This is a genomic window from Psychrobacillus sp. NPDC093200 (assembly GCF_050280345.1).
In the GTDB taxonomy this organism is placed as follows: Bacteria; Bacillota; Bacilli; order Bacillales_A; family Planococcaceae; genus Psychrobacillus; species Psychrobacillus faecigallinarum.
On sequence record NZ_JBNNVC010000001.1, the window covers coordinates 1,083,307 to 1,110,276 of the forward strand.

At 35.4% G+C, this 26,970-nt stretch carries 24 protein-coding genes and 1 pseudogene; 18 read left to right on the forward strand and 7 right to left on the reverse strand.

Annotated features, from left to right (window positions below):
- Positions 1-18 precede the first annotated feature (18 nt).
- Positions 19-399, forward strand: coding sequence for a hypothetical protein (locus ACQKNZ_RS05245; protein WP_427658468.1), 381 nt, complete (start codon positions 19-21; stop codon positions 397-399).
- Between the two features lie 229 nt (positions 400-628).
- Here ACQKNZ_RS05245 and ACQKNZ_RS05250 read toward each other — a convergent pair whose 3' ends face one another.
- Positions 629-1,150: a CotY/CotZ family spore coat protein gene (locus ACQKNZ_RS05250; protein WP_144537751.1), complete on the reverse strand. Its 522-nt coding sequence runs from the start codon at positions 1,148-1,150 to the stop codon at positions 629-631.
- A gap of 135 nt (positions 1,151-1,285) precedes the next feature.
- On the opposite strand from ACQKNZ_RS05250, the gene ACQKNZ_RS05255 reads away from it, so the two are divergent.
- The 7 genes from ACQKNZ_RS05255 to ACQKNZ_RS05285 all read left to right on the forward strand — a co-directional run bounded on the left by ACQKNZ_RS05255 (position 1,286) and on the right by ACQKNZ_RS05285 (position 4,384).
- Complete coding sequence (locus tag ACQKNZ_RS05255; RefSeq protein WP_427658470.1) at positions 1,286-1,675, forward strand: hypothetical protein; 390 nt, start codon at positions 1,286-1,288, stop codon at positions 1,673-1,675.
- The gene (spoVAC, locus tag ACQKNZ_RS05260; RefSeq protein ID WP_144537755.1) at positions 1,675-2,130 is read left to right on the forward strand and encodes a stage V sporulation protein AC; all 456 of its coding nucleotides are present in this window, start codon (positions 1,675-1,677) and stop codon (positions 2,128-2,130) included. The genes ACQKNZ_RS05255 and spoVAC overlap by 1 nt, the downstream gene beginning before the upstream one ends.
- The gene (locus ACQKNZ_RS05265; protein WP_154311246.1) at positions 2,124-3,131 is read left to right on the forward strand and encodes a stage V sporulation protein AD; all 1,008 of its coding nucleotides are present in this window, start codon (positions 2,124-2,126) and stop codon (positions 3,129-3,131) included. Before spoVAC ends, ACQKNZ_RS05265 begins: the two co-directional genes overlap by 7 nt.
- Before the next feature lies 1 nt (position 3,132).
- Positions 3,133-3,498, forward strand: a complete 366-nt coding sequence (gene spoVAE, locus ACQKNZ_RS05270; protein WP_144537758.1) for a stage V sporulation protein AE — start codon at positions 3,133-3,135, stop codon at positions 3,496-3,498.
- A gap of 65 nt (positions 3,499-3,563) precedes the next feature.
- Positions 3,564-3,719, forward strand: coding sequence for a YjcZ family sporulation protein (locus tag ACQKNZ_RS05275; RefSeq protein ID WP_144537761.1), 156 nt, complete (start codon positions 3,564-3,566; stop codon positions 3,717-3,719).
- Between the two features lie 33 nt (positions 3,720-3,752).
- Positions 3,753-3,998: a stage VI sporulation protein F gene (locus tag ACQKNZ_RS05280; RefSeq protein ID WP_144537763.1), complete on the forward strand. Its 246-nt coding sequence runs from the start codon at positions 3,753-3,755 to the stop codon at positions 3,996-3,998.
- A gap of 74 nt (positions 3,999-4,072) precedes the next feature.
- Positions 4,073-4,384, forward strand: coding sequence for a hypothetical protein (locus ACQKNZ_RS05285; RefSeq protein ID WP_144537764.1), 312 nt, complete (start codon positions 4,073-4,075; stop codon positions 4,382-4,384).
- A gap of 45 nt (positions 4,385-4,429) precedes the next feature.
- Here ACQKNZ_RS05285 and ACQKNZ_RS05290 read toward each other — a convergent pair whose 3' ends face one another.
- Genes ACQKNZ_RS05290 through ACQKNZ_RS05300 form a run of 3 tightly spaced genes read right to left on the reverse strand, consistent with a single transcriptional unit; the run spans position 4,430 to position 6,156 of the window.
- Positions 4,430-4,858 carry a GNAT family N-acetyltransferase gene (locus ACQKNZ_RS05290; RefSeq protein WP_144537766.1) on the reverse strand — a complete coding sequence of 143 codons (429 nt, stop codon included), beginning with the start codon at positions 4,856-4,858 and terminating at the stop codon, positions 4,430-4,432.
- 3 nt (positions 4,859-4,861) lie between these two features.
- Positions 4,862-5,377: a YjcG family protein gene (locus tag ACQKNZ_RS05295; protein ID WP_144537768.1), complete on the reverse strand. Its 516-nt coding sequence runs from the start codon at positions 5,375-5,377 to the stop codon at positions 4,862-4,864.
- A 56-nt stretch (positions 5,378-5,433) separates the two neighbouring features.
- Positions 5,434-6,156, reverse strand: coding sequence for an alpha/beta hydrolase (locus ACQKNZ_RS05300; RefSeq protein ID WP_427658474.1), 723 nt, complete (start codon positions 6,154-6,156; stop codon positions 5,434-5,436).
- Between the two features lie 119 nt (positions 6,157-6,275).
- Here ACQKNZ_RS05300 and ACQKNZ_RS05305 point away from each other — a divergent pair, with 119 nt between their 5' ends.
- Together ACQKNZ_RS05305 and ACQKNZ_RS05310 are read left to right on the forward strand one after the other, a co-directional pair.
- On the forward strand, positions 6,276-6,860 hold the full coding sequence (locus ACQKNZ_RS05305; RefSeq protein ID WP_144537772.1) for a phosphatidylglycerophosphatase A family protein: 585 nt from the start codon (positions 6,276-6,278) through the stop codon (positions 6,858-6,860).
- Positions 6,861-7,095: 235 nt separating this feature from the next.
- Positions 7,096-8,430, forward strand: coding sequence for a serine hydrolase domain-containing protein (locus ACQKNZ_RS05310; RefSeq protein WP_427658477.1), 1,335 nt, complete (start codon positions 7,096-7,098; stop codon positions 8,428-8,430).
- 162 nt (positions 8,431-8,592) lie between these two features.
- Here ACQKNZ_RS05310 and ACQKNZ_RS05315 read toward each other — a convergent pair whose 3' ends face one another.
- Positions 8,593-8,748: a hypothetical protein gene (locus ACQKNZ_RS05315; protein WP_186318116.1), complete on the reverse strand. Its 156-nt coding sequence runs from the start codon at positions 8,746-8,748 to the stop codon at positions 8,593-8,595.
- A 342-nt stretch (positions 8,749-9,090) separates the two neighbouring features.
- On the opposite strand from ACQKNZ_RS05315, the gene ACQKNZ_RS05320 reads away from it, so the two are divergent.
- Together ACQKNZ_RS05320 and ACQKNZ_RS05325 are read left to right on the forward strand one after the other, a co-directional pair.
- The gene (locus ACQKNZ_RS05320; protein WP_427658479.1) at positions 9,091-10,479 is read left to right on the forward strand and encodes an aldehyde dehydrogenase; all 1,389 of its coding nucleotides are present in this window, start codon (positions 9,091-9,093) and stop codon (positions 10,477-10,479) included.
- A 185-nt stretch (positions 10,480-10,664) separates the two neighbouring features.
- Positions 10,665-12,848 carry an EAL domain-containing protein gene (locus tag ACQKNZ_RS05325; protein ID WP_144537778.1) on the forward strand — a complete coding sequence of 728 codons (2,184 nt, stop codon included), beginning with the start codon at positions 10,665-10,667 and terminating at the stop codon, positions 12,846-12,848.
- 260 nt (positions 12,849-13,108) lie between these two features.
- Here the strand turns inward: ACQKNZ_RS05325 and ACQKNZ_RS05330 are convergent, their stop codons facing one another.
- Complete coding sequence (locus ACQKNZ_RS05330) at positions 13,109-14,686, reverse strand: ATP-binding protein (RefSeq protein ID WP_144537780.1); 1,578 nt, start codon at positions 14,684-14,686, stop codon at positions 13,109-13,111.
- A gap of 101 nt (positions 14,687-14,787) precedes the next feature.
- Here ACQKNZ_RS05330 and ACQKNZ_RS05335 point away from each other — a divergent pair, with 101 nt between their 5' ends.
- The 6 genes and pseudogenes from ACQKNZ_RS05335 to ACQKNZ_RS05360 all read left to right on the forward strand — a co-directional run bounded on the left by ACQKNZ_RS05335 (position 14,788) and on the right by ACQKNZ_RS05360 (position 24,988).
- Positions 14,788-15,837, forward strand: a complete 1,050-nt coding sequence (locus tag ACQKNZ_RS05335; protein WP_144537782.1) for a M42 family metallopeptidase — start codon at positions 14,788-14,790, stop codon at positions 15,835-15,837.
- A gap of 121 nt (positions 15,838-15,958) precedes the next feature.
- A complete protein-coding gene (locus ACQKNZ_RS05340; RefSeq protein WP_154311239.1) occupies positions 15,959-17,533 on the forward strand; it encodes a peptide chain release factor 3 in 1,575 nt (524 codons plus the stop codon).
- Positions 17,534-18,261: 728 nt separating this feature from the next.
- The gene (locus tag ACQKNZ_RS05345) at positions 18,262-21,318 is read left to right on the forward strand and encodes an efflux RND transporter permease subunit (RefSeq protein WP_427658483.1); all 3,057 of its coding nucleotides are present in this window, start codon (positions 18,262-18,264) and stop codon (positions 21,316-21,318) included.
- 95 nt (positions 21,319-21,413) lie between these two features.
- A pseudogene (locus ACQKNZ_RS05350) lies at positions 21,414-22,488 on the forward strand (SDR family oxidoreductase).
- Positions 22,489-22,710: 222 nt separating this feature from the next.
- Positions 22,711-23,481 carry a TerC family protein gene (locus tag ACQKNZ_RS05355; protein ID WP_144537790.1) on the forward strand — a complete coding sequence of 257 codons (771 nt, stop codon included), beginning with the start codon at positions 22,711-22,713 and terminating at the stop codon, positions 23,479-23,481.
- Between the two features lie 154 nt (positions 23,482-23,635).
- A complete protein-coding gene (locus ACQKNZ_RS05360; protein ID WP_151110747.1) occupies positions 23,636-24,988 on the forward strand; it encodes a TrkH family potassium uptake protein in 1,353 nt (450 codons plus the stop codon).
- A gap of 197 nt (positions 24,989-25,185) precedes the next feature.
- Here the strand turns inward: ACQKNZ_RS05360 and ACQKNZ_RS05365 are convergent, their stop codons facing one another.
- Positions 25,186-26,949, reverse strand: coding sequence for a B12-binding domain-containing radical SAM protein (locus ACQKNZ_RS05365; protein ID WP_191696452.1), 1,764 nt, complete (start codon positions 26,947-26,949; stop codon positions 25,186-25,188).
- Positions 26,950-26,970: the final 21 nt, after the last annotated feature.

Below are 26,970 nucleotides of genomic sequence, written 5' to 3' on the forward strand. Positions count from 1 at the left end.
AGGAAAAAGGATGTGTCAATGAGCTCATTAAATGATCCTTTACTTTTTATACAAGGGCCACCGGTTTTTCATCTTCCTCCCGAATTTAAAGAAGTTATAGAATTCGAAAAGCTAGTAGAAGATGGAGAGGAAGAAAGTACTTCGATTTATGAAAAAAACAGAGAAATGTCCGGCACAACTTCAGCTATTTTAGATAAATTATATTTTTTAGCAAAGCCATTTCAACGCCAAGTATACCGCCCGTTAAACTTTCATTTAAAAGGTGGGGGAATACTGCAAGGAGAAGTTGAGGAAGTGAACGGAAAAAGCGTTACAATTAAATTAAACTCAGGAGAAAATGCTGTCTATCCAATTGAGCAAGTTATAAAAATTACTTGGCGAGGAAGTATAATAAAATAAATGATGGTTAATATATGATTAGCTTTTTTACGAGAAAAGCAGTAGATAAAAGACACGTCCCTAAGGGTACGTGTCTTTTATCTATTCAATAATTGCTAATCATTTACAAAAAAATCCAAATAAGATCAAAAGAAGGTAGTACAAGTAAAGCTAATGCTTTAAAAAAACAATGATTAAAAACCGTTCGGTGGTTAGCCCGAACGGAATAGACACTACATTATTGAAACGATTAGTCACATACATCTAAAAATACATCCGCTACGCATTCAATACCACAGAAACAGTTTAAATCTACGGTTACACAGCTACCAGTTAAATCGAAATTACGTACCTTACAAATTTGTTTGAAATCAATTTTAGTACCATCACCGTTTAATAAATTTACTCCGTGTCGTTGAGCGTCAAGTGGTTCTAAAACTCTTAATGTAGCACAACAGTTATCAAAGATATCTTCTACACGGAAAAATACTGATACGCAATCATTATCATGTGGTCTAGGTGTTAAATCACGGAAAAAAGCTTTGAAGGGATCTCCATCTTTTGTCAATAACATGAAAACACGTGTATCTGCATTATTTCTTGATGGACTTACAAGTCCTCCAAGTGGCTCTAAAAAGCAACTAGTTGGACACGGACCGCAATTATTTTCTGCTTGATCTTGTATATCTTTAATAGCTCGAACTACGTCACATACGCAACGTTGATTTTTATCATGGTGACCAGAAACGTGTTCATTATTTCCACAACCCATAAATATTCACCTCCTTTGTCTCTTCTTAAGTAATTTATGTAGGGGTACAGTTTTGGATAGGGGCAAATAGCTCAGATAGAATTGCATAATTCAATTTTGCGCGTACATACTAACTAAAAAAGGAGCAAAGAACCTATGAAAAAAATAGTGTGTGTTCTCCTGTTATTATTCTTAATGGCTGCTTGTTCAGGCCCAGAGTATAAGGTGTATTCTGATGGAGATACTTCCAAACTTGAAGAGCTCCTTAAAGAGCAGGATAAAATTGTTGGATATAAAAGTGTAATGGATAACAATGATGTTCTGGTAGCGATTGATATAGCAAGATTAAAACGATTTCAAAAAGTGAAAATCGAAGATGAAGTAAAAAAAGAAATTGAAAAAGAGTTCCCGGATAAAGAGGTTATAGTGACAGGGGATATCAAAATCAAATGGGAAATTGAAAAAGTCATGAATAAAGAAAAGAAAAATGAAAAATTGAAAAAAGCTATCGAAGAAATTAAAACCCTATCGAAGGAAGAGACCTAATGGATCAAAAACAATTTCAAAAAGTTGTTGATAAGCAGACTCCCAAAGCCCCGGTGTTTATGAATTGTTTAAAAGCTTTTATAGTAGGTGGAATATTTTGTACAGTAGGTCAATTAATAACATTCTTCTATATGCGCTTTTTTCCTTTTACTGAAAAAACAGCAGGGAATCCTACTGTTGCAACTATGATATTCATAGCTATGATTTTAACAGGGACAGGCTTATATAAAAAAATTTCCCAGTTTGGAGGAGCGGGATCTGCGGTGCCCGTTACCGGATTTGGTAATGCAGTTATCTCCGCTTCCATAGAACATAAAACAGAGGGTTATGTATTAGGGGTCGGTGGTAACATGTTTAAGCTTGCAGGATCAGTTATCGTATTTGGCGTGCTTTCTGCATTTTTTGTGGCTCTAGTTAAAACAATTCTCGTCAAATTGGGAGTGGTCTCATGGTAAATACCGGTGGAACTATTTCATTTACACAAAGGCCGAGCATCGCAAGTGCAGGCGTTGTTGTTGGACCTGTGGAAAAAGTGAGCCCATTTGCGGAGTCTTTTGATGAAATATTAACGACAGAAAAGGAAAAAAACGAAACTTATGAACAGGCCGCTAGTCGATTTATAGAAAAGGCTTGCTCAATTGCTGTTAGTAAGGTTCATGAAAAGATGGATAATATTGATTTGTTTATTGGAGGAGACCTAGTCAATCAAATGTCGCCTTCCAGCTTTGCAGCAAGAAAGCTTGCAATTCCTTACTTTGGCGTATTTTCTGCTTGTGCAAGTTCTATGGAAGCAACTATCATTGGCTGCCTCCTGTTAGAAACGGGAAATTCGAAAAGTATCCTTGCTGGTGCTTCAAGTCATCATCCCACTGTGGAAAGACAGTTCAGATATCCTTTGGAGTATGGGGCGCAAAAGCCTAAGACTGCACAATGGACAGTAACGGCTGCTGCTTTTGCTCTTTTACAGAGCAATGCTAAAAATGCACCCTATATTTCTCATGCGACGATGGGAAGAGTAGTGGATGGAAAGCAATCGAATCCTCTCCATATGGGAGCTGCTATGGCCCCAGCTGCTAGAGATACAATCGAACGTCACTTAAAAAACACAAACAGTAAAATGTCAGATTATGATTTGATAATGACAGGTGACTTAGGAAAGATAGGACTTTCTATATTAAAAGAGATGTTTCAGGATGAAAATAGCGGAGTAATTTTGCAGGATGCTGGAGCTCAATATTATGGAGATGACCAATTCTTTAATGCCGGTGCGAGTGGTCCTGGCTGTTCTGCTTCAGTATTTTTTAGTCATATATACAGTCAACTCAAAAAAGGTACATTTAAACGGGTTTTACTAATAGCTACAGGTGCATTGCTTTCTCCATTAACTTATCAACAGGGAGAAACCATCCCATGCATAGCACATGCTATTGAATGTCGAATGGAGAAGAAGGGATAATATGATTTCATCATTAATTACAGCTTTTATCGTCGGAGGTTTAATTTGTGTAATTGGACAAATTCTAATGGATGTTTGTAAACTAACACCAGCTCATACATTAAGCGGTATGGTGGTAGCAGGGGCAATTTTAGATGGTTTTGGTTTATATGAGCCCCTTATTGATTTTGCAGGAGCGGGGGCAACAATTCCGATCACTTCCTTTGGGAACTCATTAACCCATGGTGCACTCGCAGAAGCTGAAAAACATGGCTTAGTTGGAGTAATAACTGGAATGTTTGAGGTAACGAGTTCCGGTATCAGTGCAGCTATATTATTCGGAATAATTGGTGCTTTTATATTCCAAAAACGAAAAACAACCTATTAAGCAAAATGCCCTATTTCTTGCGCCCCCCTTGCATACTATAAGTTGAAAGGAAGGGGGGAAAGGATATGTACGGTTATTGTGATGGAGGATGTTACGGTTACGGCGGAGGCTACGGATATGAGGGTGGCTACGGTGGAAATAAAGGTGCAGGCTCAACATTTGTATTAATCGTTGTTTTATTCATTTTATTGATCATTGTCGGAGCTAGCTTTCTCCCTTAAACCTGATTATAAATAATGCGAGGGGGAAATTACATGCAAAATTCTTTTTTCAGAGCGATTGAGAATAAAACCGGTGTATCAATGGATGAGCTTTTCACACTAGCTAACGCAATTTCAAATGCTGATTTTACCAATGAACATCAAGTTCGTAAAATCGTAAGAAAAGTAGGCAGGCTTGCCAACAAACCTGTTTCTAAAGAATTAGAAGATCAACTGACGAACTCAATCCTCCAAAAAGGAAGTTCAATCAGTTTAACCGATATTGAAAAAATGCTGTAATATTTAAAAAATAGGTTTAAGGTAAATTAAACAAGGGTAAAGAGCATATAGTTTTATAATGGAGGTGGATAAGAATGGGGTATATTATTCCAGTTCAACCTTTGCAGTCGCAAATTTATGCGAATCGTATGCAAATGGAAGAATATAATTTTGCTCAAATCAATAATGTTCAAAATGTTAAAATGAAATCGATTTTCGATGATCACTTAGCTGACCTTCAACAAAAAGAAGGAATAGAACAACAAGAAGAAAAGCAGTTATCGGGTAATAAAGAACTTTCTAGCTTGCCATTATCTAAAGGCTTTATCCAACCAAATCCCGTTAATTTATCACCTATCATTGCAGAAATATCAGGTAAAGGTAACTATGTGAATACCTATATTTAAGCAAAGAGTAAAACCCGCTAACCTATAGTTAGCGGGTTTTACTCTTTATAATTCTTTTTCCATCGCTCTATGAGGGATACCAGCTTCCAAAAATTCAGGAGACGTGATGACATAATCTCTTTTTTCATAAAAGGGTATTGCGTGACTCTGAGCGTTTAACTTTAGTTTTTTAAATTGATGATCCTTTGCGTAATCTTCCATACATTCCATCATCAAATTACCTAGTTTTTTCCCTCTATATTCAGGTAAGATACATACGCGTTCTACTTTACCAATAGTGGGCTCAGCAATGCGAATCCGACCAGCTCCAAAAGGAGTATCTCCGTCATAAGCAACAAAATGTGTTGCTTTCATGTCGTATTCGTCTAACTCTAAATGCAGAGGAACGTCTTGTTCCTCTACAAATACTTTTCTTCTTATATATATTGCATCATCGTACTCTTTCTCAGTTTCAACAATCTTTGCAAATACCAAAGGTTACTCAGCTCCAGACAATCTAAATGTTTCATATACGGTCCAGGAACCGTCTTCTAGCTGATACAACAGATGAATTCGATCTATCTCTTCCTCGAATTCTGCTCCAATCATTTTTAATTGTGGCAATATATCGTCATGCTCACTTGCACTAAGTTTTTGTGCAATAGTAATATGAGGTACAAATGAATAGGTTTCATCATCATGATACTCAATTGAATTCAGATCCTCATGTAATTTTTCAAGCTCTTGTGTAGATTGAATATTGAAGTAGATAGCATTTGTTACAGGAGCAAAAGAACTTACTTTTGTTGTTTTCATTATAAAGGGCTTATGGGTCTTAGCTATTTCATTAATTTGGTTAGCTATTGTTTTAATTTGGGCTTCATCTGCTTCAAAAACTCCCTTTAAAGTCATATGAGGAGTAATAAGAGCATAATGGGGATCATAACGCTTTCTATAAGAGTTCGCAAAATCTTGCACCTTTTTTGATGGAAAAGCAACAATACCGTATTTCATAATCATGACCTCCTTAAAATTATCTTACAATATATTTCTATTATACCAAAAACATCTTAAAGACTGAAATTGTTTTGCAGTGATCTTTTAATGTCTGGTTGCCATAGCTTCCAAGTATGGTCTCCTTCTAATTCGTCATAAAAAGTAGAAAACCCTTTATTTAGGAGTAAATTATGCAATTTTCTGTTTGGTGTAAGGAAATCAGTTTCTAAACCATCTCCCGTTTTAACAGCAGTCTCTTGGTTACCAACCACCTGGTATAGAGAAAATGCATGTACTTCTTTATGATTTTCAACCATTTCTAATATGTCCTCATTGATGAGAGGGGAATGCATTATAACTTTCCCAAAAGTATTTGGATACCTAAGGGCTGTAAGTAAGGAAATTGTGCCAGCTAAGGAATCCCCTATCAAAGCTCTTCCCATTCCAATTTGATAAGTCGGATAATTTTCATCTATATAAGGAACTAGCTCTTGTGCTATAAAACGTGAATATGCTAGCTGTTTTTCTCCATCTGGGTGATACATGCTTCTACGTTCTTTGACACTTTTATAAGGAACACCGACAATTATTAGATTTTCTATTTCTTGATTATCATACAATTCATCTGCTACACGAGAAATTCTTCCTAATTGAAAATAATCTTTACCGTCAGATGCTATAAGGACTGAATATTTATATAATGGAGAGTAATTTGGCGGCAAATAAATTAATAACTGTACTTCTTCATCCAAAGCTTTGCTGTATATAGTTGTATCTTGTAAAGTCCCTTTGTTCATTCTTACACCTCGTTGTCATGTTATATAGAAATTGTAACATATACTGGGAAAGAGGTATAATGAGAGCAGCTTATAGGTATTCTTTTTACAGACTCAAAATAGAAAAAGGAGGTTATTTTTTGGATAATCAAACATCTAGAGTGCATTCCCGCACAGTAGAGCAAGCAACGGTGGATGCGTTAAAGCGTAGAGGAGTTACAATCGAAGAGATTGCTAAAATAGTGTATGAAATGCAATTTCCATATAACAAAGGACTAACAATTGAACACTGTATTGAGTCGATCAAGAGTGTCATGAAAAAAAGAGAAATGCAACATGCAATTCTTGTAGGAATTGAATTAGACGAACTTGCAGAGAAAAAAATGTTATCAGCTCCACTACAACAGATTGTAGAAGCAGATGAAGGATTATTTGGCGTAGATGAAACAATTGCGTTAGGCGCTGTATTTACATACGGAAGTATAGCCGTCACCACGTTTGGACATCTAGACAAAAATAAGATTGGTATAATATCTAAGCTTGATACAAAGGCAGGAGGTAGCATTCATACCTTTCTAGATGACTTGGTTGCAAGTATAGCGGCAAGTGCTGCATCTAGACTTGCTCATCGAACAAGAGACTTGCAAGAGGCTGACGAAACCTTCGAGGATATAGCTCCAGAAGAAACAGCACCGGAAACTAATATCAAGGGAGCGACTACTTAAAAAGAGAGCAGCCACTCGTGGCTGTTTTTTTTTAGACTAGAAAGTATTAAAAATAAGTTACTAACCATACTCATCTAGCTAATCGTACATATATACACGCGTGATTTGCTTTGAGCAATGCTTACACTATCGCATACTTCATGCCAAAGTCTAAGCCGAATATTGAAATCAGCATGTTCATTCTATGCTACAGTAATAAAAACAGAATAAAATGAATTTTTGAGGTGGAAGAAGTATGGGGATTGATGAGAAAGTAAAACGGCTTTTAGACGCTTACGATAAAAATGGGTATATAAATGGAACAATTCTTGTAGCGTCAAGTGATCGAATTATAGTGAATAAAGGATATGGATTTGCGAACTGGGAACATAAAATTCCTAATTTTTCTCATACTAAATTTCGTATAGGATCCCTGTCCAAAGCTTTCACTTCTTTTGCAATTTATCAGTTACATAAAAATGGTAACTTAAATATAAATGACGCTATAGGAAAATATTTAGTGAATTATCCTAATGGAGGGGAAATCACCATTTATCACTGTTTAACAAATACCTCGGGGATTCCCAATTTTACAGCAGACTCAGATTTTTGGTCTAGGAATATGAGATTGCCTCTAACTCTAGCCCAACTAATTGACGCCTTTAAAGATAAGCCACTACATTTTAAACCAGGTAGCGAATTTGAATACTCTAATTCAGGCTACTCTATCTTAACGGCAATAATTGAGCAGGTCTCAAATATCCCTTATGCAAAATATTTGAGCGATTATATTTTTAATCCGTTAGGGATGGTTAATACTGGCTGTGATGATGGCAGGAAAGTAATAGCTGATATGGCGACAGGGTATTCGGTTTGGGAGAAAGTTATCCGAGCAGAATATTCGGATATGTCTTTTCCTCTTGGTGCTTATGGTCTCTATTCAACAGTCGAAGACCTTTTCATTTGGGACAAGGCGTTAAGCTCCTTTACTATATTAGACGAAGTGTTAACGAAAAAAATGTTTGAAGTAAATAGAAGTAATTATGCTTCTGGTTGGGTAATTTCAAATAAATTTAACAAAAAATGTTCGCATCATTATGGAGATATTAGTGGTTTATGTAGTAATTTTCTTCGATTTTCTGAGGAGAATATAACGGTAATCTATTTAAGTAATTTGAGTATAACACCCGTAATTAAACTAACTGAAGAGATATCTGAAGTAATGTTTGGTGGAAGTGTGTCTCTGCCAGCATCTATAGATGCAATTGGAGTGGACGATTCACATAAAAGACTTTGTATAATCGGGAAATATCAAGTTATAGATCGACCCACTCAATCCATATCAATATCTCAAGAAAATAACAGTATTTTCTTAACTGTTTCAAAAATGTTTAATGCGCTATACAAATATAAACTAATACCCGTGAAGCAGGATTTGTTGAGTATTACTTTTAAGACTGAATTTGTGGATGAAGAGCTTACTATTCACTACAGTCCTTCAAATATAGTTGAGTGTGTTCAATACATAGATTGTTATGGAGAAAAGCACACGGCTCACAATATGAAGACATATGAAAAGAGGAGAATCTAAACAGAATCTCCTCTTCGATAAAATATTGATAATGATTTATTTAATTTGAAAAGCGCAATTGCTTAAGTCAAATCCAACAAGCTAATGTAGATTACTCAAGCTAAGTATTCCATAATAGTCAGCCATCCTAGTAAGAGGAAAGATGAATTTATGGATTATAATCTATTCCATTGTAGCAGTTTCCATTAAAGCTGAGTCATCTTGCTGGAAATATAAGAAAGTCTCCTCTTCTAATTCATTTAGTAAACGTTCCTTATTTAATCCGATAGACTTCGGACCTTGAAAAATAGGCTCCCACCAAGTTTGAGTTTCAGTCATTATATTTCCTCTCCTTTTCCAAAAAACTTATTAATTTTATCATTTGACTTTCATATACCCCAATATGATTCATAACCAAACAATTATTTCAAAAACATGACTTTTTTCATAAGGGATGGAGTACATAGAGGGACTTATTGAATGGTTTCAAATCTCCCTTATGAAAGTAGTATGCCATTTTAAAGTTATTTAATGTACAAGGATAAAAATACAAATTCTTTCGTCAACTGAAAAATAATAGTATGCTTTAGAGAGTAGACTATATATGATAACAAAAAGTAGTCAAAGGTTTATTTGTTCACCAAACATAGTGCAATTAAAAGTTGATGAGGAGATGATAATGTGAATTTTACATCACAGCAGCTAGATCAGATGTTAGAGGAACACCAAGCGTATTTTTACTCAGGCATAACTAAATCTGCAAAGTTTCGAATCGACCAATTAGACATTTTGAAAAAAACGATTAAAAAATATGAAAATGAAGTAGTTAAAGCACTTTATAAAGATTTAAGGAAGAGTGAGTTTGAAGCATATACAACTGAAATAGGGTTGATATATGAAAGTATTACTCATATGAAGAAAAATTTGGATAAATGGATGGAGCCAAAACAGGTGAAAACACCATTGGCGCTCATGCCATCAAAAAGCCAAATTATTAGCGAGCCTTATGGAACAGTTTTAATTATTGCTCCATTTAACTATCCATTTCAGTTAATAATGGAGCCTTTACTTGGAGCTATAGCAGGCGGAAATTGTGTAGTTATCAAACCTTCTGAAACAACTCCTTTTACTACCAATATAGTAAAAAAGATTATAGCTGAAGCCTTTCATCCTCATTATATTAGAGTCGTTGAGGGAGAAAAAGAAGAAACCTCTTTATTGATACATGCTCCTTTCGATTTTATCTTCTTCACTGGTAGTGTAAACGTTGGGAAGGTAGTGATGGAGGCTGCCTCTAAAAGGTTGACTCCAATTGCATTAGAGTTAGGTGGAAAAAGCCCAGCTATCGTTGATCATACGGCTAATTTAGACCAGGCTGCAAAGCGAATCATTTGGGGCAAATTAGTTAACTCTGGACAAACCTGTATTGCTCCAGATTATTTACTCGTAGAAGAAACTGTCAAAGAAAAGCTTCTTGAAAAATTACGGGAAGCTATTCAACATTTCTACGGTGAAAACGTTCAAAAAAGCCCTGATTATGGGCGAATAGTAAATACCAATCATTTTAGGAGATTACAAAAAATGGTTTTACAAGAGAAAGACCATGTTGTTTTTGGAGGTAAAATGGACAAGGAAGATTTATATATAGAACCTACCATTTTAGATGGAGTACATTTCTCTAGTCCTTCTATGCAGGAAGAGATTTTTGGGCCAATCTTGCCAGTGATTAGTTACAAAGATTTACCTACTATTATTCGCCAAATTAGAAAATTTCCAAAGCCCCTAGCAGCCTATATGTTCAGTGAGCATGAAGGAGCACAAAATTATTTTCTAGAAGAGCTTTCCTTTGGTGGTGGTTGTATCAATGATACAATTATGCATGCTGGTAGTGCCCACTTACCTTTTGGTGGGGTTGGAAACTCCGGAATGGGAGCTTATCACGGCGCATCAAGCTTTGAAATGTTCACCCATCAAAAATCAATTGTGAAAAAAAGTACAGCTATCCCATTAAACGTAGCGTTCCCTCCGTATAAAAATAAAATTAAGTTAGTAAGAGGCTTATTAAAATAATGATACATCCGAGAGTTGTGGTATTAATTTACCACAACTCTTAGTTCATTAGATTTAATATTAGACCATTAAATTACTTGTTATAATTCTATTCTATCAATAAATTATTGACATGAAATGACTTATTTACTAATATGTAGACAAAGGTTTGTATTTTATTGATTAAATAAAATGGAGGACAAGAAATGGAGTCCATATTTGGCACAGAGTCTGAAGATTTATTGCTAACAGTAAAAAATGCATTGCGTAAAGAATCTATTAAAGAACATGATAAACTTGAAATAATGCTTGAGGATGCTTTTTTTAAGATGAAGCTCATGAGCTATGCAGTAAATGAAACGATGATTCTAGCCCTTACAAACAGAGCTGGACAAATAATATATGTGAATGACAGATTCGTTGAAATTTCTGGTTATTCACCTGAAGAGCTTATAGGTAAAACTCACCGTGTCATCAAATCCTCTCATCATTCCACTCAATTTTTTAAGGAAATGTGGGATACGATTTTACAGGGTCAAACCTGGGAAGGCGAAATATGCAACAAACGTAAAAATGGTGAGTTATATTGGGTTAAAACATATATTCTTCCAATTGGCGAAGAATACAAGGATACTTATTTTTTAAGTATTCGTACGGACATAACAGCTGAAAAAGAAAAGGAACAAAGACTGCAGGCAAGTTTACTAAATTCCTTTGAGACCGTGGTAAGCCACGTAAATAATCTGATTTTTAGAGTAGATAAAGATTATAATAATGAGTATTACTTTTCCTTATTAACTGGTAAAATTGCTACGGAATATTTTAAGGAAAGAGGAATACAGGCAATCCATCCCTCTAGTGAAATGTTTGGAGAACAACCATTTCAAAGCTTAAAGTTAGCAATGAGTTATTTCCCTAAGGAAGTATCCGATAAATTAAATGAAAATATTACAAAGGTTTTCTTAGGAGAAGAAGTTGCCTACAAGGAATGGTTTGGTTCTAAATGTATTCATATTACTATTTCTCCTATTGAGCAAAATGGGAAAGTAACTGGTGCGATTGGTATTGGAAATGATATAACCGAGCTTGAGAACACTCGAACAACCCTATCCGAACTTGCATACAAAGATCACCTGACCAATACATATAACACGGCGGCTTTAAATAGAGATATACAGCTAAAAATATTACTAAAGGAGCCCTTTAGTTTTCTATATATAGACTTAGATCGTTTCAAAAATATTAACGATTCACTAGGCCATGTCACTGGGGATATTTTATTGCAAAAGGTTTCCAGAAGAATGAAATCCTTCTATAAAGAAGGAGCACAAATCTATCGTATGGGTGGAGATGAATTTGTAATCCTTTTGGATGATCAAGAATTCCCTTGTAAAAATTACTTACATAATGCTCAGCAACTGATAAAAGAAATTGAAAAGCCTTTTTATATAGATGAAATGGAATTGTACATTTCGTGTTCAATAGGGCTATCCTGCTTTCCTCTTCATGGCTCTGAATATGCTACTTTACACAGGGCAGCTGACTTAGCATTGAATGTGTCTAAAGAGCAGGGAAGAGGAACTGCAGTATTATATGAAAAAAATTTAGAAGAAGGTTATATTAATAAGGTTCGTTTAGAGAGTGATATCCGTTTTGGATTAGAGAACAATGAATTCTTCCTAGTCTACCAACCTAAAGTAAATTTAGTTACTAATGAAGTTCATGGTTATGAAGCTCTTATCCGATGGAATAGAAAGGGTAAAAATATCATTCCTCCAAATGATTACATCCCGTTTGCTGAAGAGACTGGGTTAATCATCCCTTTAGGTAGGTACGTTCTCTATGAGGCATGTAGACAAGCTGCTGAATGGCTACATAAAGGCATAGCTTTTGATACAGTGTCTGTGAATATAAGTCCTGCCGAATTAGAGCAAAACGATTTTGTAAACAATGTTAAAGATATTCTCTTGGAAACGGGACTGCCACCTCAATATTTAGAGCTAGAAATAACGGAAAATGTTTTAATGAAAAATTTAAATAAGCTATTGAGCATTCTAACAGAATTAAAAAACTACGGAATTCGCATAGCAATGGATGACTTTGGGGCAGGTTTTTCTAACTTTCGCTATTTAAGTGAACTCCCTATCCATACATTAAAAATAGACAGTATGTTTATGAACCGTATATTTGAAAGGCGAAATGAAGTAATCGTCTCCTCTATCATTCGAATAGGGCTTAGCCTTGGACTAGAGGTAGTAGCTGAAGGTGTAGAGACAGAGGAAGTTATTCAGTTTTTAAAACGACATAAATGTAAGATTGTTCAAGGTTTTTATTACTCAAAGCCTTTAAATGCCAGAGATGTACCCGACTTCAATCTAATGGTCAAATAAAATATGGTAGGATTTAATAAGAAAGTACAGAGATTATGGTTATCCTCTTCTTCAAATAGATGAAGAATAAATAAATAGGCGGGCTCTCGGGAGGGGCGATAAGCCATCAATGCGTCGTATGTGATGTCTTATCTGTCTACTTTATCCCGCTATAGTGACCGCCTTATTAAGTATTCAATTACTACAAGGAAATATTTTGTCTAAAATGATGATTAATAATCTTTGTTTAAATACCACTGTTATACAACGCTACTCTATTGTCAGGAATTATTACTATAAGGTAATTGGATAGTCACAGTTGTTCCGTGATTTTTATCGCTTTCAATCAAAATATTTCCACCGTGTTCAGATATAATCTTTTCAGAAATCATCATTCCAAGCCCTGTTCCATTAACTTTAGTTGAAAAAAACGGATCAAATACCTTTCCAGCAGTATGCGTGTCCATTCCAACTCCATTGTCTCTTATTTTAATTATTACAATTTCTGATGGTTCAATGGAGCAGCTAATATGAATTTCTCCGTTGTCAGTAATTGCCTCAATTGCGTTTTTAACAAGGTTGATGAGTACTTGTTTCATCTGACCTTCTTCTCCATAGAGAATGATAGGTCCTTCTAATAGCTCAGTTGTAAGAAGGATACCATTTAAGTTAATCTCCGGCTGAAACAAAACGAGAATATCATCTAAAGATTTCTTAAGGTCATACTTTTTAGGTAATTTCGCATGAGGCTTTGCTAAAACAAGAAATTCACTAATTATATAATTTATTCTTTCAATCTCATTTTCAATTACTTTTGTGTAGCGATAATAAGGTTGGGATGGATCACCGTTCATAATTTGCATAAACCCAGAAATTACGGTAATTGGATTCCTAATTTCATGAGCTACTCCAGCAGCCATTTCTCCAGCAATTTTCAACTTTTCTGATTGTAATAATAAGGTTTCTGTCTCTTTTTTAAAGCTGACATCTCTACTAATGATAGAGAGAGCAATAAGCTTCTTGTTGTAATCATATATAGGAGAAAAAGTGATTTGAGCATCAAAATAAGTACCATCTTTTTTTCGATCTGTTGTTTCAAGAAAGTGATAGCTAGCACCGTTTAATACTTCCTGTCTTCTAGCCTCGTCTAGTTGATACTGGGGAGAAATAATGGTTACGCTTTGTCCAATAACCTCTTCTCTTTTCCACCCATATAATTCTTCAAAGGCAGGATTTACTTCAATTATTTTATTATTTTTATCGAAAACAGTTATACTATCCTTGGCATTATCGAAAAAGAGCTGTAAGTAACTTTCACGTGAATATCGTTCCTGCCTCATTGAAGAATTTAACTCAGTTATTTTGTTCCAATATTTTCTATCAAAGTATGTATTTAATATAGAAGTAAAGATAAGCATCATGAGGAGCAGTATAAATGCGATAAGGTCACCTAGAGTAAATATGTATGTATAGGTTGAATACTTGAAGTATATTAGCCCGAAAATTTCTGCTAATGTGAGAAAGAACAAGAATATCCTTGGTCCAATAGAATAATAGAGAACCGCTATGTAAATGGGATAAATAAAAAAAGCAATCATTACTACGTTTTCACTGTAAATATTGACGACTAAAAGATACAAGTTTAAGGATATGAACATAACATACTGAATGATTTCATTTTCGGAGTTCCCACAATACAACAGAGCTAATATTAATAAATAAATAATTGAAACGACAAGATAAGTTAAGATGTCCTTGTTTTGTAAAAGGGCTGCAAAGAAAATATGGCATATTGTAAAAACAGAAAAAATAATGAGAAATAGCTTATTTTTGTCTTTTGTAGTATTAAAAAATTCCATTTTTTCCACCTCCTTCAGTTACTTCTTATATTAGCGTATTTATAGGTATCTGAAAATACAAGATTTTGATAAAATTAAGTAAGATTAAAGGAGGAATAACGATGTCATTTACATTTCAACAGCAAGAGACAGTTTCTTTATTAAAGCAATTAGTAGAAATTCCAAGTCCCTCTGGTTACACAAAAGAAATCATGGATTTTATGGAGCAATTTTTAAAGGAAATTAATGTTGACTATAAACGTACAAACAAGGGTGCATTAATCGCCACAATCAAAGGAAATAATGACACAAAACATCGTTTATTGACGGCTCACACAGATACTTTAGGAGCAATGGTTAAGGAAGTTAAGTCTTCTGGACGATTGAAGCTTTCTATGGTGGGTGGTTTTAACTGGAACGCAGTAGAAGGTGAGTATTGTACTATTCACACAGCAGAAGGTAAAAAAATACGAGGAACCATTCTTATGCACCAAACAACGGTCCATGTATACAAAAACGCAACTGCATTAGCTAGAGATGAGCAAAATATCGAGGTAAGAATAGATGAAAAAGTTACAAATGCAGACGAAACAAGAAAGCTAGGAATAGAAGTAGGGGATTTTGTATCATTCGATCCTAGATTTGAGCAAACGGACACTGGCTTTATCAAGTCTCGTCATTTAGATGACAAAGCAAGTACAGCCCTTTTACTTCAATTAATGAAAGCTATTAAGGAAAACAGTTGGACTCTTCCTTATACTACCCACTTTTATATTTCTAATAATGAAGAAATTGGTTTTGGGGGAAATTCTAGTATTCCAGAACAGACAGTAGAATACATTGCTGTAGATATGGGAGCTATTGGTGACGGACAGGCTTCTGATGAGTATACAGTCTCAATTTGTGCGAAGGATTCTTCTGGTCCATACCATTATGAACTAACGCGAAATCTTGTAGAGCTAGCTAAAAAAGAGGGAATCGATTACAAATTAGACATCTATCCATATTACGGCTCGGATGCTTCAGCAGCGATAAGAGCTGGTTTTGATGTCAAACATGCACTGTTCGGTCCAGGGATTGAAGCATCCCATGCTTATGAGCGAACTCATGTAGATTCATTAGAAAATACCGCTAAACTTCTATATTCTTATATTAATTCTGAAATATTGTAATGGATACTAGTAGACATTTTTACGAGAAATTTGTAAAATTGTTTGCTAGTTCTTTTTTTACTTGTATTTTTGGCGTTAAATCCATATGATAAAAAAGTGAATAAGAAGGAGATATACAAATATGGACAATAAATTACAAGAAGAAATATTAAAAAGAAGAACCTTTGCAATCATTTCCCACCCCGATGCTGGTAAAACAACTATAACGGAGAAGCTGCTATATTTTGGAGGAGCAATTCGTGATGCAGGTACAGTAAAAGGGAAGAAGACAGGGAAATTTGCAACATCAGACTGGATGGAAATTGAAAAACAACGTGGGATTTCTGTAACATCATCTGTTATGCAATTTGACTTTAATGATTGTCGTATAAATATACTAGATACACCAGGACATCAGGATTTCAGTGAAGACACGTATCGCACGTTAATGGCCGTGGACAGTGCAGTAATGATTGTGGATGCTGCCAAAGGGATAGAGGCGCAAACTTTAAAACTATTTAAGGTTTGTCGTATGCGCGGTATTCCTATCTTCACATTTATAAACAAGCTTGATCGCCAAGGGAAAGAACCTTTAGAATTGATGGAAGAGCTAGAAGAGGTACTTGGAATTCAATCTTATGCAATGAATTGGCCTATTGGTATGGGTAAAGAGTTCTTAGGTATATACGACCGCTTTAATCGTCGTATTGAACAATTCCGCACCGATGAAGCTGAAAGATTCCTTCCGCTAGACGAAGAGGGAGAACTTGCAGTAGAGCATTCTATGAAAGAAACATCGTATTATACTCAAGCTATCGAAGATATTATGCTGTTAAATGAGGCTGGAAATGATTTTGATAAGGATAAAGTACTTTCTGGAGATTTAACACCTGTATTTTTTGGTAGTGCATTAACAAATTTTGGTGTGCAAACCTTCTTAGAAACTTATCTTCAGTTTGCCCCAACTCCGCAACCTCGAATGACAGATGTGGAAGAGGAAGTAAATCCTCTTAACGAAGATTTCTCTGGTTTTATATTCAAAATTCAAGCGAATATGAATCCTGCTCACCGGGATAGAATTGCTTTCGTCCGTATCGTTTCCGGAAAATTCGAACGTGGTATGACCGTTACTTTAGCTCGTACTGGTAAAACATTTAAAGTAACTCAATCCACTCAATTTTTAGCGGATGACCGCGAAACTGTTGAAACAGCAGTAGCGGGCGATATTATCGGTCTTTATGATGTAGGAAATTATCAAATTGGAGATACGGTAGTTGGAGGGAAGAAGGCATTCAATTATGAAAAGCTTCCTCAATTCACTCCTGAAATGTTCGTTAAGGTTACTGCAAAAAACGTACTGAAGTCTAAGCATTTCCATAAAGGGATCTTACAGCTTGTACAAGAAGGAGCTATTCAGTACTACAAAACACTTCATACTGAAGAAGTAATTCTTGGAGCGGTTGGACAGTTGCAATTTGAGGTATTCGAGCATCGTATGAAGAACGAGTATAATGTGGATGTACGCATGGAACCAATTGGCTCGAAGGTAGCTCGATGGATTGAAAATGAGGAAGAAGTAAAAGAATCCATGACAGGTCCAAGAAGTATGCTTGTGAAAGATCGCTATGATCATTACGTGTTCCTGTTTGAAAATGAGTTTGCGACTCGTTGGTTCCAGGACAAATATGAGCATATCAAATTGTATAACTTACTATAATAAAATTCCTATATATGCGAGGAAGTGAATGACAAATCGTTCACTTTCTCGCTTTTTTAGAGTGGAAGGTTATAAAGTATATGAATCTATTCTTTAAAAGTATGGAAGTTTGATTGGGAGATGGCTGATTTCCGCTTTCGGCGGTCGCTTTCCATGGGGTGAGCGATATGCCCTTACCGTCGCTGACGCGCCGTTTGTAAGGTCTTATCTGTCTCCCTCATCCCACTGGAGTCGCCGCCTTTCGCTCCAATCATAAGTTAAGAGTAATGGGAGAGTTGTATGGTTTCAACTAACTCAACATCTAAATACTTATTACTTAAATATAGCTTAGAGATGCTGATTTCCGCTTTCGGCGGTCGCTTTCCGCGGGGTGAGCGATAAGCCCTACCCGTCGCTGACGCGCCGTTTGTAAGGTCTTATCTGTCTCCCTCATCCCACAGGAGTCGCCGCCTGTCGCTCCAATTATAAGTTAAGAAAAATGGGAGAGTTGTGTGTGTTTCAACTAACTCAACATCAAGTCATATTACTTAAATATAAAATAGATATGGCTGAATATTTCGCTCTGATCGATAAGCCATTATCTCCGCCGTTTAGACGTCGTTTGTGATTCTTATCTATAAAATACAAAAAAAGTAAGTTAATTAATTCGATAGATAATAATAAAATTTGAACTCTTGCTTTCTAGAGCATATGATAGAAATAGCTAAAAAGAAGGTGGTCCCCTATATATGAAAATAAGTGATTTCTCCATAAAAAGACCCGTATTTACTACTGTTATTATGTTTTTAGTAATTATTTTAGGCGGGGTATCGTTTTTCAAAATACCAATCACATTAATCCCCGAGCTTAACCCTCCTATAGCTGTTGTTGTAACAAATTACCCTGGTGCAAGTCCTGTGGAAGTGGATGAAAAAATAACGAAACCATTGGAAACTTCCCTAAGTACGCTTCAAGGAATTAAGTCCATTAACAGTACCTCCCAAGAGGGGGCCAATTTCATCTTATTAGAATTTGACTGGTCTATGGATATGGACGATGTTCAACTAGATATCATGCAGCGTATTGATATGGTGCCGGTACCCAATGGAGCAGAGAAGCCTAGATTTTTAAAATTTGATCCTGCTCAATTTCCAGTTATTCAGCTATCTCTTAGAGCAACGGGAGAACAAGATATTCGATTAATAGCGGAAGAGCTAGAAAAAGAATTAGTTGGCACGGAAGGGGTAGCAAGTGTAAATATTTCTGGAACTTTAGTGGAAGAGGTTCAAATACTATTAAACCAAGAGAACCTCCAAAGTAAAGGTCTTACACAGAGTGATATTGTGCAGCTTATTCAGGCGAATAATATCTCTTTACCTGGAAACCCCGTAGAGACAGAAGAAAATATGTCGCTGACAACTCGCATCATCAGCACTCTCACATCTGTGGAGGATATTCAAAACCTGGTTGTTACGGTAAATCCGTTAGATGGATCCAAGGTGACGATTGCAGATGTAGCAACCGTTCAGTTAGCGGAGCAGGAAACTAATACCGAAACAAGAGCAAACGAAAATCCTGCTGTACTTTTATCAGTGCTCCAAGAGTCTAGTGCCAATACTGCGAAGGTTTCAACAGCTTTTCAAGAAGCATTGGACAAGCAATTAGAAAAAGATGAGTACAAGGGTGTAACCGCAGATATTCTCTTTGACCAAGGAGATTACGTCAAAATTGCTATAAACAATATTGGTTCCACTTTAATAACTGGCGGATTACTGGCAATGCTAGTGTTATTTGTATTCCTTAGAGGAGTTAGAAGTCCTATTATTATTGGGGTAGCTATTCCCTATTCGGTCATTGTGACATTTGTATTAATGTATTTTGCCGGCTTCTCCTTGAACATTATGACGCTTGGTGCACTGGCATTAGGAATAGGGATGCTAGTAGATAATTCGATTGTAGTTATTGAAAATATAGAAAGACATTTGGGATTAGGAAAGGATCCAAAGGCTGCCGCAATTACTGGAACAAAAGAGGTGCTTGGAGCTATTACCGCTTCGACTCTAACAACGGTAGCTGTTTTCTTGCCAGTCATTTTTCTCTCTGGTCTTATAGGACAAATTTTCACAGAATTTGCTTTAACTATATCCTTTAGTTTGTTTGCTTCCCTTGTGGTTGCAATAACCGTTATTCCTATGATGGCAAGCCGAATGCTTAAGAAGCCAAAAGGTAACATTGAGGCGAGAAGAAGAAGGTCAAAGGCATACAATAATTTAGATAAGTCTATCAAATGGTCATTGCAACATCGGGCAATTGTTCTCTCCCTTACAGTAGTATTGCTAGTTCTTTCTGTACTAGGGGTATTCCGAGTTGGAACAGAATTTTTACCTCCTACAGATGAAGGGTTTGTTTCTATCTCAGTAAAGCTTGAAAATGGCTCATCATTTACTGCGACAGACGAAATAGTAAATAAAATTGAAGATATACTAAAAGAGCAGGAAGAAGTAGATGTGTATGTAAGCTTTGTTGGCGGTAGTCAAGAAGGTATGTCGAGAGGAACATCTCGATCTAATATGGCTGAGATATCCGTGAAGCTTAAGCCATTGAGTGAAAGAGGTCAATCCACTTTTGAATTTGTAGATCAAGTACAGCCTACAATCGTAAAAGCTGTTAATGGAAAAGCAGATATTAATTTTAACGTCCAAACTGCTTCGGGCTCTTCGCCAAATGTTGTTTCCTTTAATGTATCTTCCTCCGATAAACAGGAGCTTTATCAGGCAGTGGAGGAACTCCAAAGTGACCTAGAGAAATTAGAAGGAGTTACAAAAGTTAATAATGATTTAATTTCTACTGTAGAAGAAGTACAAATGACGGTTAAACGTGACGCAGCTAACGAATTAGGCTTAGCTCCAGCTCAAATTGCTCAGATGGTTAATAATGTGACAAGAGGAGTTTTAGCTTCCCAGATTATTTCAGAAGAAGATGAAGTATATGGAGTGTATGTAAAGTATAATGAGTCAGATCGGGAGAGTATTGAAAAGCTTAAAAAGTTAAAATTACGTACTCCAGCTGGTCAATTTGTAAATTTAGAAGAAGTGGCCAATATAGAAGTGTCAGAAGGTCCAGTGGCGATTCGTAGTTTAAACCAAGCAAATGCTGTGGCATTTTCTATAAAATATGAGTCAGAAAACACACTAGGAGATATGTCCGATCAAATTGACCAAGTAATTGAAAATCAAAATTTTAGAGATAAAATAAATGTCAAATTCGGTGGGGACCGCGAGCTATTAGATAACGCGAAAAGTGATATGATTTTGGCGGTATTATTAGCAGTTGTTCTTGTTTACATTGTAATGGCAGCTCAATTTGAATCCTTTATATATCCTTTGGTTATTATGTTTACAGTTCCTTTAAGTCTTATCGGAATCGCTATTGCATTATTTTTTACTAGTACACCAATTAGCATTTCAGCAGTTATCGGGATCCTTATACTAGTCGGAATTGTAGTAAATAACGGTATAGTCCTTGTGGATTATATTAACCAACGTAAAGCAGAGGGCTATTCTTCTTATGAGGCAATCACGACCTCTGTTAAAGATAGAGTACGTCCAATATTGATGACTGCTTTAACTACCATTTTGGGATTAATTCCTTTAGCGCTTGGGATTGGTGAAGGGACGGAGATTAATCAGCCTATGGCTTTAACTGTAATTGGGGGATTAATCAGTTCTACCTTCTTAACCTTGTATGTAGTACCAGTAATTTATAGTTTATTTGATAAAGAAACAAGAAAAATAAAATCATCATAACATTCAGAAAAATATAAGGAAGGGTCTTCTGTTGAAGACCCTTTTTCAGTATAATTTTATAAAAGGGGCTGATTACTAGTATGAAAAATGCACTAATGACCGGATTTCCAGGATTTTTATCTAAAAATATCATAATAGAATTAAGGCAACAAAAGGCTTATACAACTATTTATGTGCTAGTTCTACCATCTCAACTAAAAAAAGCAGAGGAAGTAATAGCAGAAATATACGCGGATGGTTTGGACGATCAACGAATTGTGGTTATTGAAGGAGATATTACACTACCTAATGCAGGGTTAGATGGGCATATATTAGAAGAATTAAAGCATAAAATCGATTATGTTTGGCATTTAGCTGCTATTTATGATTTAGCTGTTCCTAAAGATATCGCATGGAAAGTTAATGTTCAAGGGACGAAGCTGTTTAATGAATTGGTCCTTCAGTTACCAAAATTAAAAAGGTATATGTATTTTAGTACTGCATACGTGGCTGGAAGAAGAGAAGGCAAGCTATTAGAGACAGAGCTCGTTAAGCCTAATGATTTTAAAAACCATTACGAGGAAACAAAATACGAGGCAGAAGTATTAGTTGATAAACTAAAAAAAACAAATTCCACTTACTATTATTAGACCGGGAATAGTGAGAGGCCATTCTAAAACAGGAGAAACGATTAAATTTGATGGACCTTATTTCTTTATCAACATGATTAATAAGCTAAAAGGTCTTCTATTTTTACCTTATATGGGAAAATCATCATCTTTTATTAATGTAGTTCCATCAGATTACATAACAAAAGCGTCCATATATAGTTGCTTTGATAAAGAAGCAGAAGGATTGACTATACATTTAACAGACCCTAAACCTTACCCGGTGGAAGAGGTATATAGAGCTTTTGTAAAAGAACTTACTGGAAAATATCCAAAGGGGAGATTACCACTAGGACTAGCAAAGGTATCAGTGTCTATTTTACCAATAAGAAAATTTCTTCAAGTAGAAAAAGAAACATTAGACTATCTTACATGGAATTCTTCTTTTGATACAACAAATGCTGAAAAAGTTTTATCAAAGGGTAATATTACTTGTCCAGATTTTATTGAATCGGTTCCCGCTATGATTTGTTTTTATAATAAACATAAAGATGATTCAAATTATCATATCCATATTAAGTAATTTTTCTTTACTAATTTGGAAAATGTGTTATTATAGTTTATATAACTAAATAGACTTTTGACATTTGTCAAAGGGGAGTAGCTATAGGGAAACCTATTTCATAGTCGTCATTACATGGCTTAGCCATCGGTTATGATAGCAATTATTTAAAATTTGCTTAGCAAGACCTTTGCCTTTTTAGGCAGGGGTCTTTTTATTTGCAAAAAAAAAGGAGGATATTTAATGGATTACGGAATTTTATTGGAGTACGGGTGGGTTTTACTAGTTCTAGTAGGACTAGAGGGACTACTAGCAGCTGACAATGCAGTAGTTATGGCGGTAATGGTTAAGCATTTACCGAAAGCTCAACAAAAAAAGGCATTGTTTTATGGTTTGCTAGGAGCGTTCGTATTTAGATTTCTCGCTTTATTTATGATCACTTTCTTGGTTAATATTTGGCAGGTACAGGCAATAGGTGCTGCTTATCTATTGTTCATATCTATTAAACATATTTACGATCAACGGAAAAATCCAGGACCGCATATTGAAACGGACAATCTTGAAGAAGGCGCAAAAGGTTCAGGTTTCTGGATGACTGTATTAAAAGTAGAGCTTGCGGATATCGCTTTTGCTATTGACTCAATGCTTGCTGCTGTGGCTATTGCAGTAACCTTACCATATTGGGGAGAATTTGAGATTGGTGGCATCAATGGAGGACAATTTGCAGTTATGTTCATTGGTGGTATCATTGGATTAATTATTATGCGTTTTGCTGCTCATAAATTTGTTCAATTACTCGAAAAATATCCAACACTCGAAACTGCAGCATTTTTAATTGTAGGTTGGGTAGGGGTTAAATTGACCGTACTGACATTGTCTCATCCTAATGTAGGAATTCTAGATGAGCATTTTCCACATTCAACTGGCTGGAAATTGACATTCTGGGTAGTATTACTGGTAATTGCAATAGGTGGTTATTTACTAGGTGTAGCTAAAAATAAAAAGACAGCTTAATATATAATAAAAAGTAGTGTAAATATATTGTATTGAAGCACTTGGATGTTTAAGAAGTTAAAAGCATAAAAAGATAGTTTAGTTAAAGCTATCTTTTTATGCTTTTTTTTTTTACAATGATGAAATAGGCTTCTTGTTGAAAGGAACATCTAAGATGATAAATAATACTTTTAAAGCAAGGTTCAAAATGACACCAGCCCAGATTATTGTGTCGTATTATTTTATAGCAATTGCAGTTTCGGTTATATTACTCTGCCTACCCGGAGTACATAGACCCGGAGTACATGTAGATTTTATTGATAGCTTGTTTACAGCAGTTAGCGCAGTTAGTGTTACTGGATTGACAACTATAAATGTTGCAGATACATACACACCTTTTGGTTATATTATGCTTATTTTGATTCTCCAGCTCGGGGGGATAGGAATTATGTCATTAGGGACTTTTATTTGGCTTCTAGCTGGAAGAAGAATCGGATTAAGAGAAAGACAATTAATCATGGTTGATCATAATCAATCTAAAATGTCAGGCGCTGTTTTACTGATAAAGGAGATTGTCAAAATTCTTTTGGTAATTCAGTTAGTTGGCTCCATATTATTAACCATTTACTTTACACAATACTACGATACATTTAAAGTTGCCCTAATGCATGGGGTGTTTACTTCTGTTTCAGCTACTACTAATGCCGGATTTGATATAACAGGTGAATCCTTAGTACGTTACCATCATGATTATTTTGTACAAATTATTACAAGTTTGATGATTATATTTGGAGCAATTGGATTTCCTGTTCTTATAGAGGTCAAGGAATTTTTGTCTAATAAAAATAAAAATTTTCGTTTTTCTTTATTTACAAAGCTGACTACACTAACTTACGGAGCATTATTAGTATTAGGTACGATAATGATATTCTTACTAGAAATGTTTAACACATTCAAAGATATGCCTTGGCATGAAAAATTCTTTACTGCCTTATTTCATTCCGTTTCTACTCGTTCTGCAGGCCTCACAACAGTTGATGTGACTTTATTTAATGAAGGCACCAATTTACTAATGAGTGCACTAATGTTTATCGGGGCTTCACCTAGTTCTGTTGGTGGGGGTATTCGCACTACTACATTTGCAATAGCTATTTTGTTTTTGATTAATTTTTCTAGAGGCAGAGAGAACATTCAAATATTTAATAGGGAAATTCATCTGTTGGATGTTTTCAGGGCATTTGCGGTAATTGTATTAGCATTCCTTATGGTATTTGCAGCTACTATTGTTTTGTCAATTTCGGAACCAGATGTACCGGTAACTTCACTTCTATTTGAGATAACCTCAGCCTTCGGGACATGTGGTATGTCGCTAGGTGTTACTGAGGAGCTTTCTTCTTTTGGTAAAGTAGTTATTATGATCCTCATGTTCATCGGAAGAGTTGGCTTGATATCCTTCCTGTTTACATTAGGAGGAAAAAGAAAAATTACAAAATATCACTTTCCAAAAGAAAGAGTTATTATCGGGTAACTTTATTCCATTTGTTTCACTGGCTCTAGAGTTTATGTATAACCGGAAAATTAAAATGAGGTTGGTTATGACATTAGTCATAACCAACCTCATTTTTTATATCATAGCTTTTATCTACTCGGTTGCCCATTATAAACTGAAAGTACAGCATTTAAACGGGATACCATTCTATCCATTAAACCGCTTGAGAGAATAACTTATAGAATAAAATCTGCTAAGTTGTTGTTCTTTTGAATATAAGAAAAATGCGGTGTATTGCCTTTATGGAAAGTTGTTAGAAGGAAACCTTGCTCTTCTTTTATGACTCCTTGTTTAAACAAATTCATGTCTATAGAAATAGGTGTAATAAATGTTTGTTTGTAAATCTCTCTTTCGGTCAAATCCATCTGCGCAAATTCTTCTCCCGCTATAGACGGACTCTCTAGAAGGAGCTTGTAGATAGCAGACTGCTCTTCCTTACTCATATCGTTTTCCCACCAAGGCTTGCGAGGCTGAAATTTTTGTTTGGATAAATAATCAAGCTTCATGACACTTTTAACAGTATTTAAGGGAATCCCCTCTAGATTTCCTAAGAAATCAAATAGACGTGTATAAAGATCCTCTAATTGATGACCGATTCTAGACCAATTTCTGTCTTCCCAAAACGTCCCGAATTGTTGGAAAAAGTCGAAAGGTGTTTCAAATATATGATTGAAAAGAAATTCTAATGTCTGATCCATTCTATGTGCATTCCAATATTTTTCTAATACGTCTTCTACTTGCTTAATGCGTAATATGTCGTTGAAGCTTAAGACATTATTCGAAAAGATTTCATAAGGAGCTTGGTCAACATATACGTACCCATATTTCTCTGCTTCAACTCGTAAGCCAGTGCCTCTAAGGAGCTTTAAAAATCCAAGTTGCAGTTCTTCAGGTCGCATTTCAAATACTTCGTTAAACGTCCTTCTAAAGGATGTATAATCTTCCTCTGGCAGGCCTGCGATTAAATCTAGATGCTGATCAATTTTACCGCCACTCTTCACCATTGTGACAGTTCGTTTAAGTTTCTCAAAATTTTGTCTACGTTTTACTAACTCATTTGTTAAATCATTCGTAGATTGGACTCCTATTTCAAAGCGGAAAAGTCCGGCAGGTGCGTTATCATTTAAAAATTGAATTACCTCAGGTCTCATAATATCTGCTGTTATTTCAAATTGAAAAACTACCCCTGGCAAATGTTCGTCTATTAAAAACTGGAACATTTCCATTGCATAGCTTCTGCTAATATTAAATGTACGGTCTACAAACTTAATCGTCTTTGCTCCGTTTTGCATTAGATAGCGTATATCTTCTTTTACCTTTTCGCGATTAAAGTATCTAACTCCAACTTCAATAGAAGAAAGACAAAACTGACATGAAAAAGGGCACCCTCTACTAGTCTCAATGTAGACAATTCGCTTGGATAGATATGCTAAGTCCTCTTCAAAACGGTAAGGTGAGGGAGACTCTCGTAAATCTAATTTTGGTGGTAGCGGATTTAGAATAAATTTGTCGTTTTGGACATATGCTAGTCCAGGTACATCTTTTACATCTTTTTTATCGGAAAGAAAGTCCAGCGTCTCCTTGAAGGCTTGCTCTCCTTCACCAACAACAATGTAATCAATTTCTTTCACTTGTCTAAGCCATACATTCGTATCGTATGAGACTTCAGGGCCACCTAGGATAATCGTTATGGAAGGATCAACTGTTTTCAGCATTTTTATCACTTTTATAGTCTCTTCAATATTCCAAATATAGCAGCTAAAGCCTACAATGCTCGGTTTTTTCTGGTACAAATCAGCTACTATATTAAAAGTAGGATCTTTAATAGTATATTCGACAATAAGGGGGGAATATTCAGGCTCAGCGTAAGCTTTAAGACAGCGTAAGGCTAAATTAGTATGAATGAACTTTGCGTTCAATGTAGTTAATATTATATTCATTTTTTCTTAACTCCTTTAGGT

What these genes read in the sequence shown, in the direction of transcription:
- ACQKNZ_RS05245 (WP_427658468.1), top strand. Translation starts at nt 19, where the DNA reads ATGAGCTCATTAAATGATCCTTTACTTTTTATACAAGGGCCACCGGTT.
- ACQKNZ_RS05250 (WP_144537751.1), bottom strand. Translation starts at nt 1,150, where the DNA reads ATGGGTTGTGGAAATAATGAACACGTTTCTGGTCACCATGATAAAAAT.
- ACQKNZ_RS05255 (WP_427658470.1), top strand. Translation starts at nt 1,286, where the DNA reads ATGAAAAAAATAGTGTGTGTTCTCCTGTTATTATTCTTAATGGCTGCT.
- spoVAC (WP_144537755.1), top strand. Translation starts at nt 1,675, where the DNA reads ATGGATCAAAAACAATTTCAAAAAGTTGTTGATAAGCAGACTCCCAAA.
- ACQKNZ_RS05265 (WP_154311246.1), top strand. Translation starts at nt 2,124, where the DNA reads ATGGTAAATACCGGTGGAACTATTTCATTTACACAAAGGCCGAGCATC.
- spoVAE (WP_144537758.1), top strand. Translation starts at nt 3,133, where the DNA reads ATGATTTCATCATTAATTACAGCTTTTATCGTCGGAGGTTTAATTTGT.
- ACQKNZ_RS05275 (WP_144537761.1), top strand. Translation starts at nt 3,564, where the DNA reads ATGTACGGTTATTGTGATGGAGGATGTTACGGTTACGGCGGAGGCTAC.
- ACQKNZ_RS05280 (WP_144537763.1), top strand. Translation starts at nt 3,753, where the DNA reads ATGCAAAATTCTTTTTTCAGAGCGATTGAGAATAAAACCGGTGTATCA.
- ACQKNZ_RS05285 (WP_144537764.1), top strand. Translation starts at nt 4,073, where the DNA reads ATGGGGTATATTATTCCAGTTCAACCTTTGCAGTCGCAAATTTATGCG.
- ACQKNZ_RS05295 (WP_144537768.1), bottom strand. Translation starts at nt 5,377, where the DNA reads ATGAAATACGGTATTGTTGCTTTTCCATCAAAAAAGGTGCAAGATTTT.
- ACQKNZ_RS05300 (WP_427658474.1), bottom strand. Translation starts at nt 6,156, where the DNA reads ATGAACAAAGGGACTTTACAAGATACAACTATATACAGCAAAGCTTTG.
- ACQKNZ_RS05310 (WP_427658477.1), top strand. Translation starts at nt 7,096, where the DNA reads ATGGGGATTGATGAGAAAGTAAAACGGCTTTTAGACGCTTACGATAAA.
- ACQKNZ_RS05315 (WP_186318116.1), bottom strand. Translation starts at nt 8,748, where the DNA reads ATGACTGAAACTCAAACTTGGTGGGAGCCTATTTTTCAAGGTCCGAAG.
- ACQKNZ_RS05325 (WP_144537778.1), top strand. Translation starts at nt 10,665, where the DNA reads ATGGAGTCCATATTTGGCACAGAGTCTGAAGATTTATTGCTAACAGTA.
- ACQKNZ_RS05330 (WP_144537780.1), bottom strand. Translation starts at nt 14,686, where the DNA reads ATGGAATTTTTTAATACTACAAAAGACAAAAATAAGCTATTTCTCATT.
- ACQKNZ_RS05335 (WP_144537782.1), top strand. Translation starts at nt 14,788, where the DNA reads ATGTCATTTACATTTCAACAGCAAGAGACAGTTTCTTTATTAAAGCAA.
- ACQKNZ_RS05340 (WP_154311239.1), top strand. Translation starts at nt 15,959, where the DNA reads ATGGACAATAAATTACAAGAAGAAATATTAAAAAGAAGAACCTTTGCA.
- ACQKNZ_RS05345 (WP_427658483.1), top strand. Translation starts at nt 18,262, where the DNA reads ATGAAAATAAGTGATTTCTCCATAAAAAGACCCGTATTTACTACTGTT.
- ACQKNZ_RS05355 (WP_144537790.1), top strand. Translation starts at nt 22,711, where the DNA reads ATGGATTACGGAATTTTATTGGAGTACGGGTGGGTTTTACTAGTTCTA.
- ACQKNZ_RS05360 (WP_151110747.1), top strand. Translation starts at nt 23,636, where the DNA reads ATGATAAATAATACTTTTAAAGCAAGGTTCAAAATGACACCAGCCCAG.
- ACQKNZ_RS05365 (WP_191696452.1), bottom strand. Translation starts at nt 26,949, where the DNA reads ATGAATATAATATTAACTACATTGAACGCAAAGTTCATTCATACTAAT.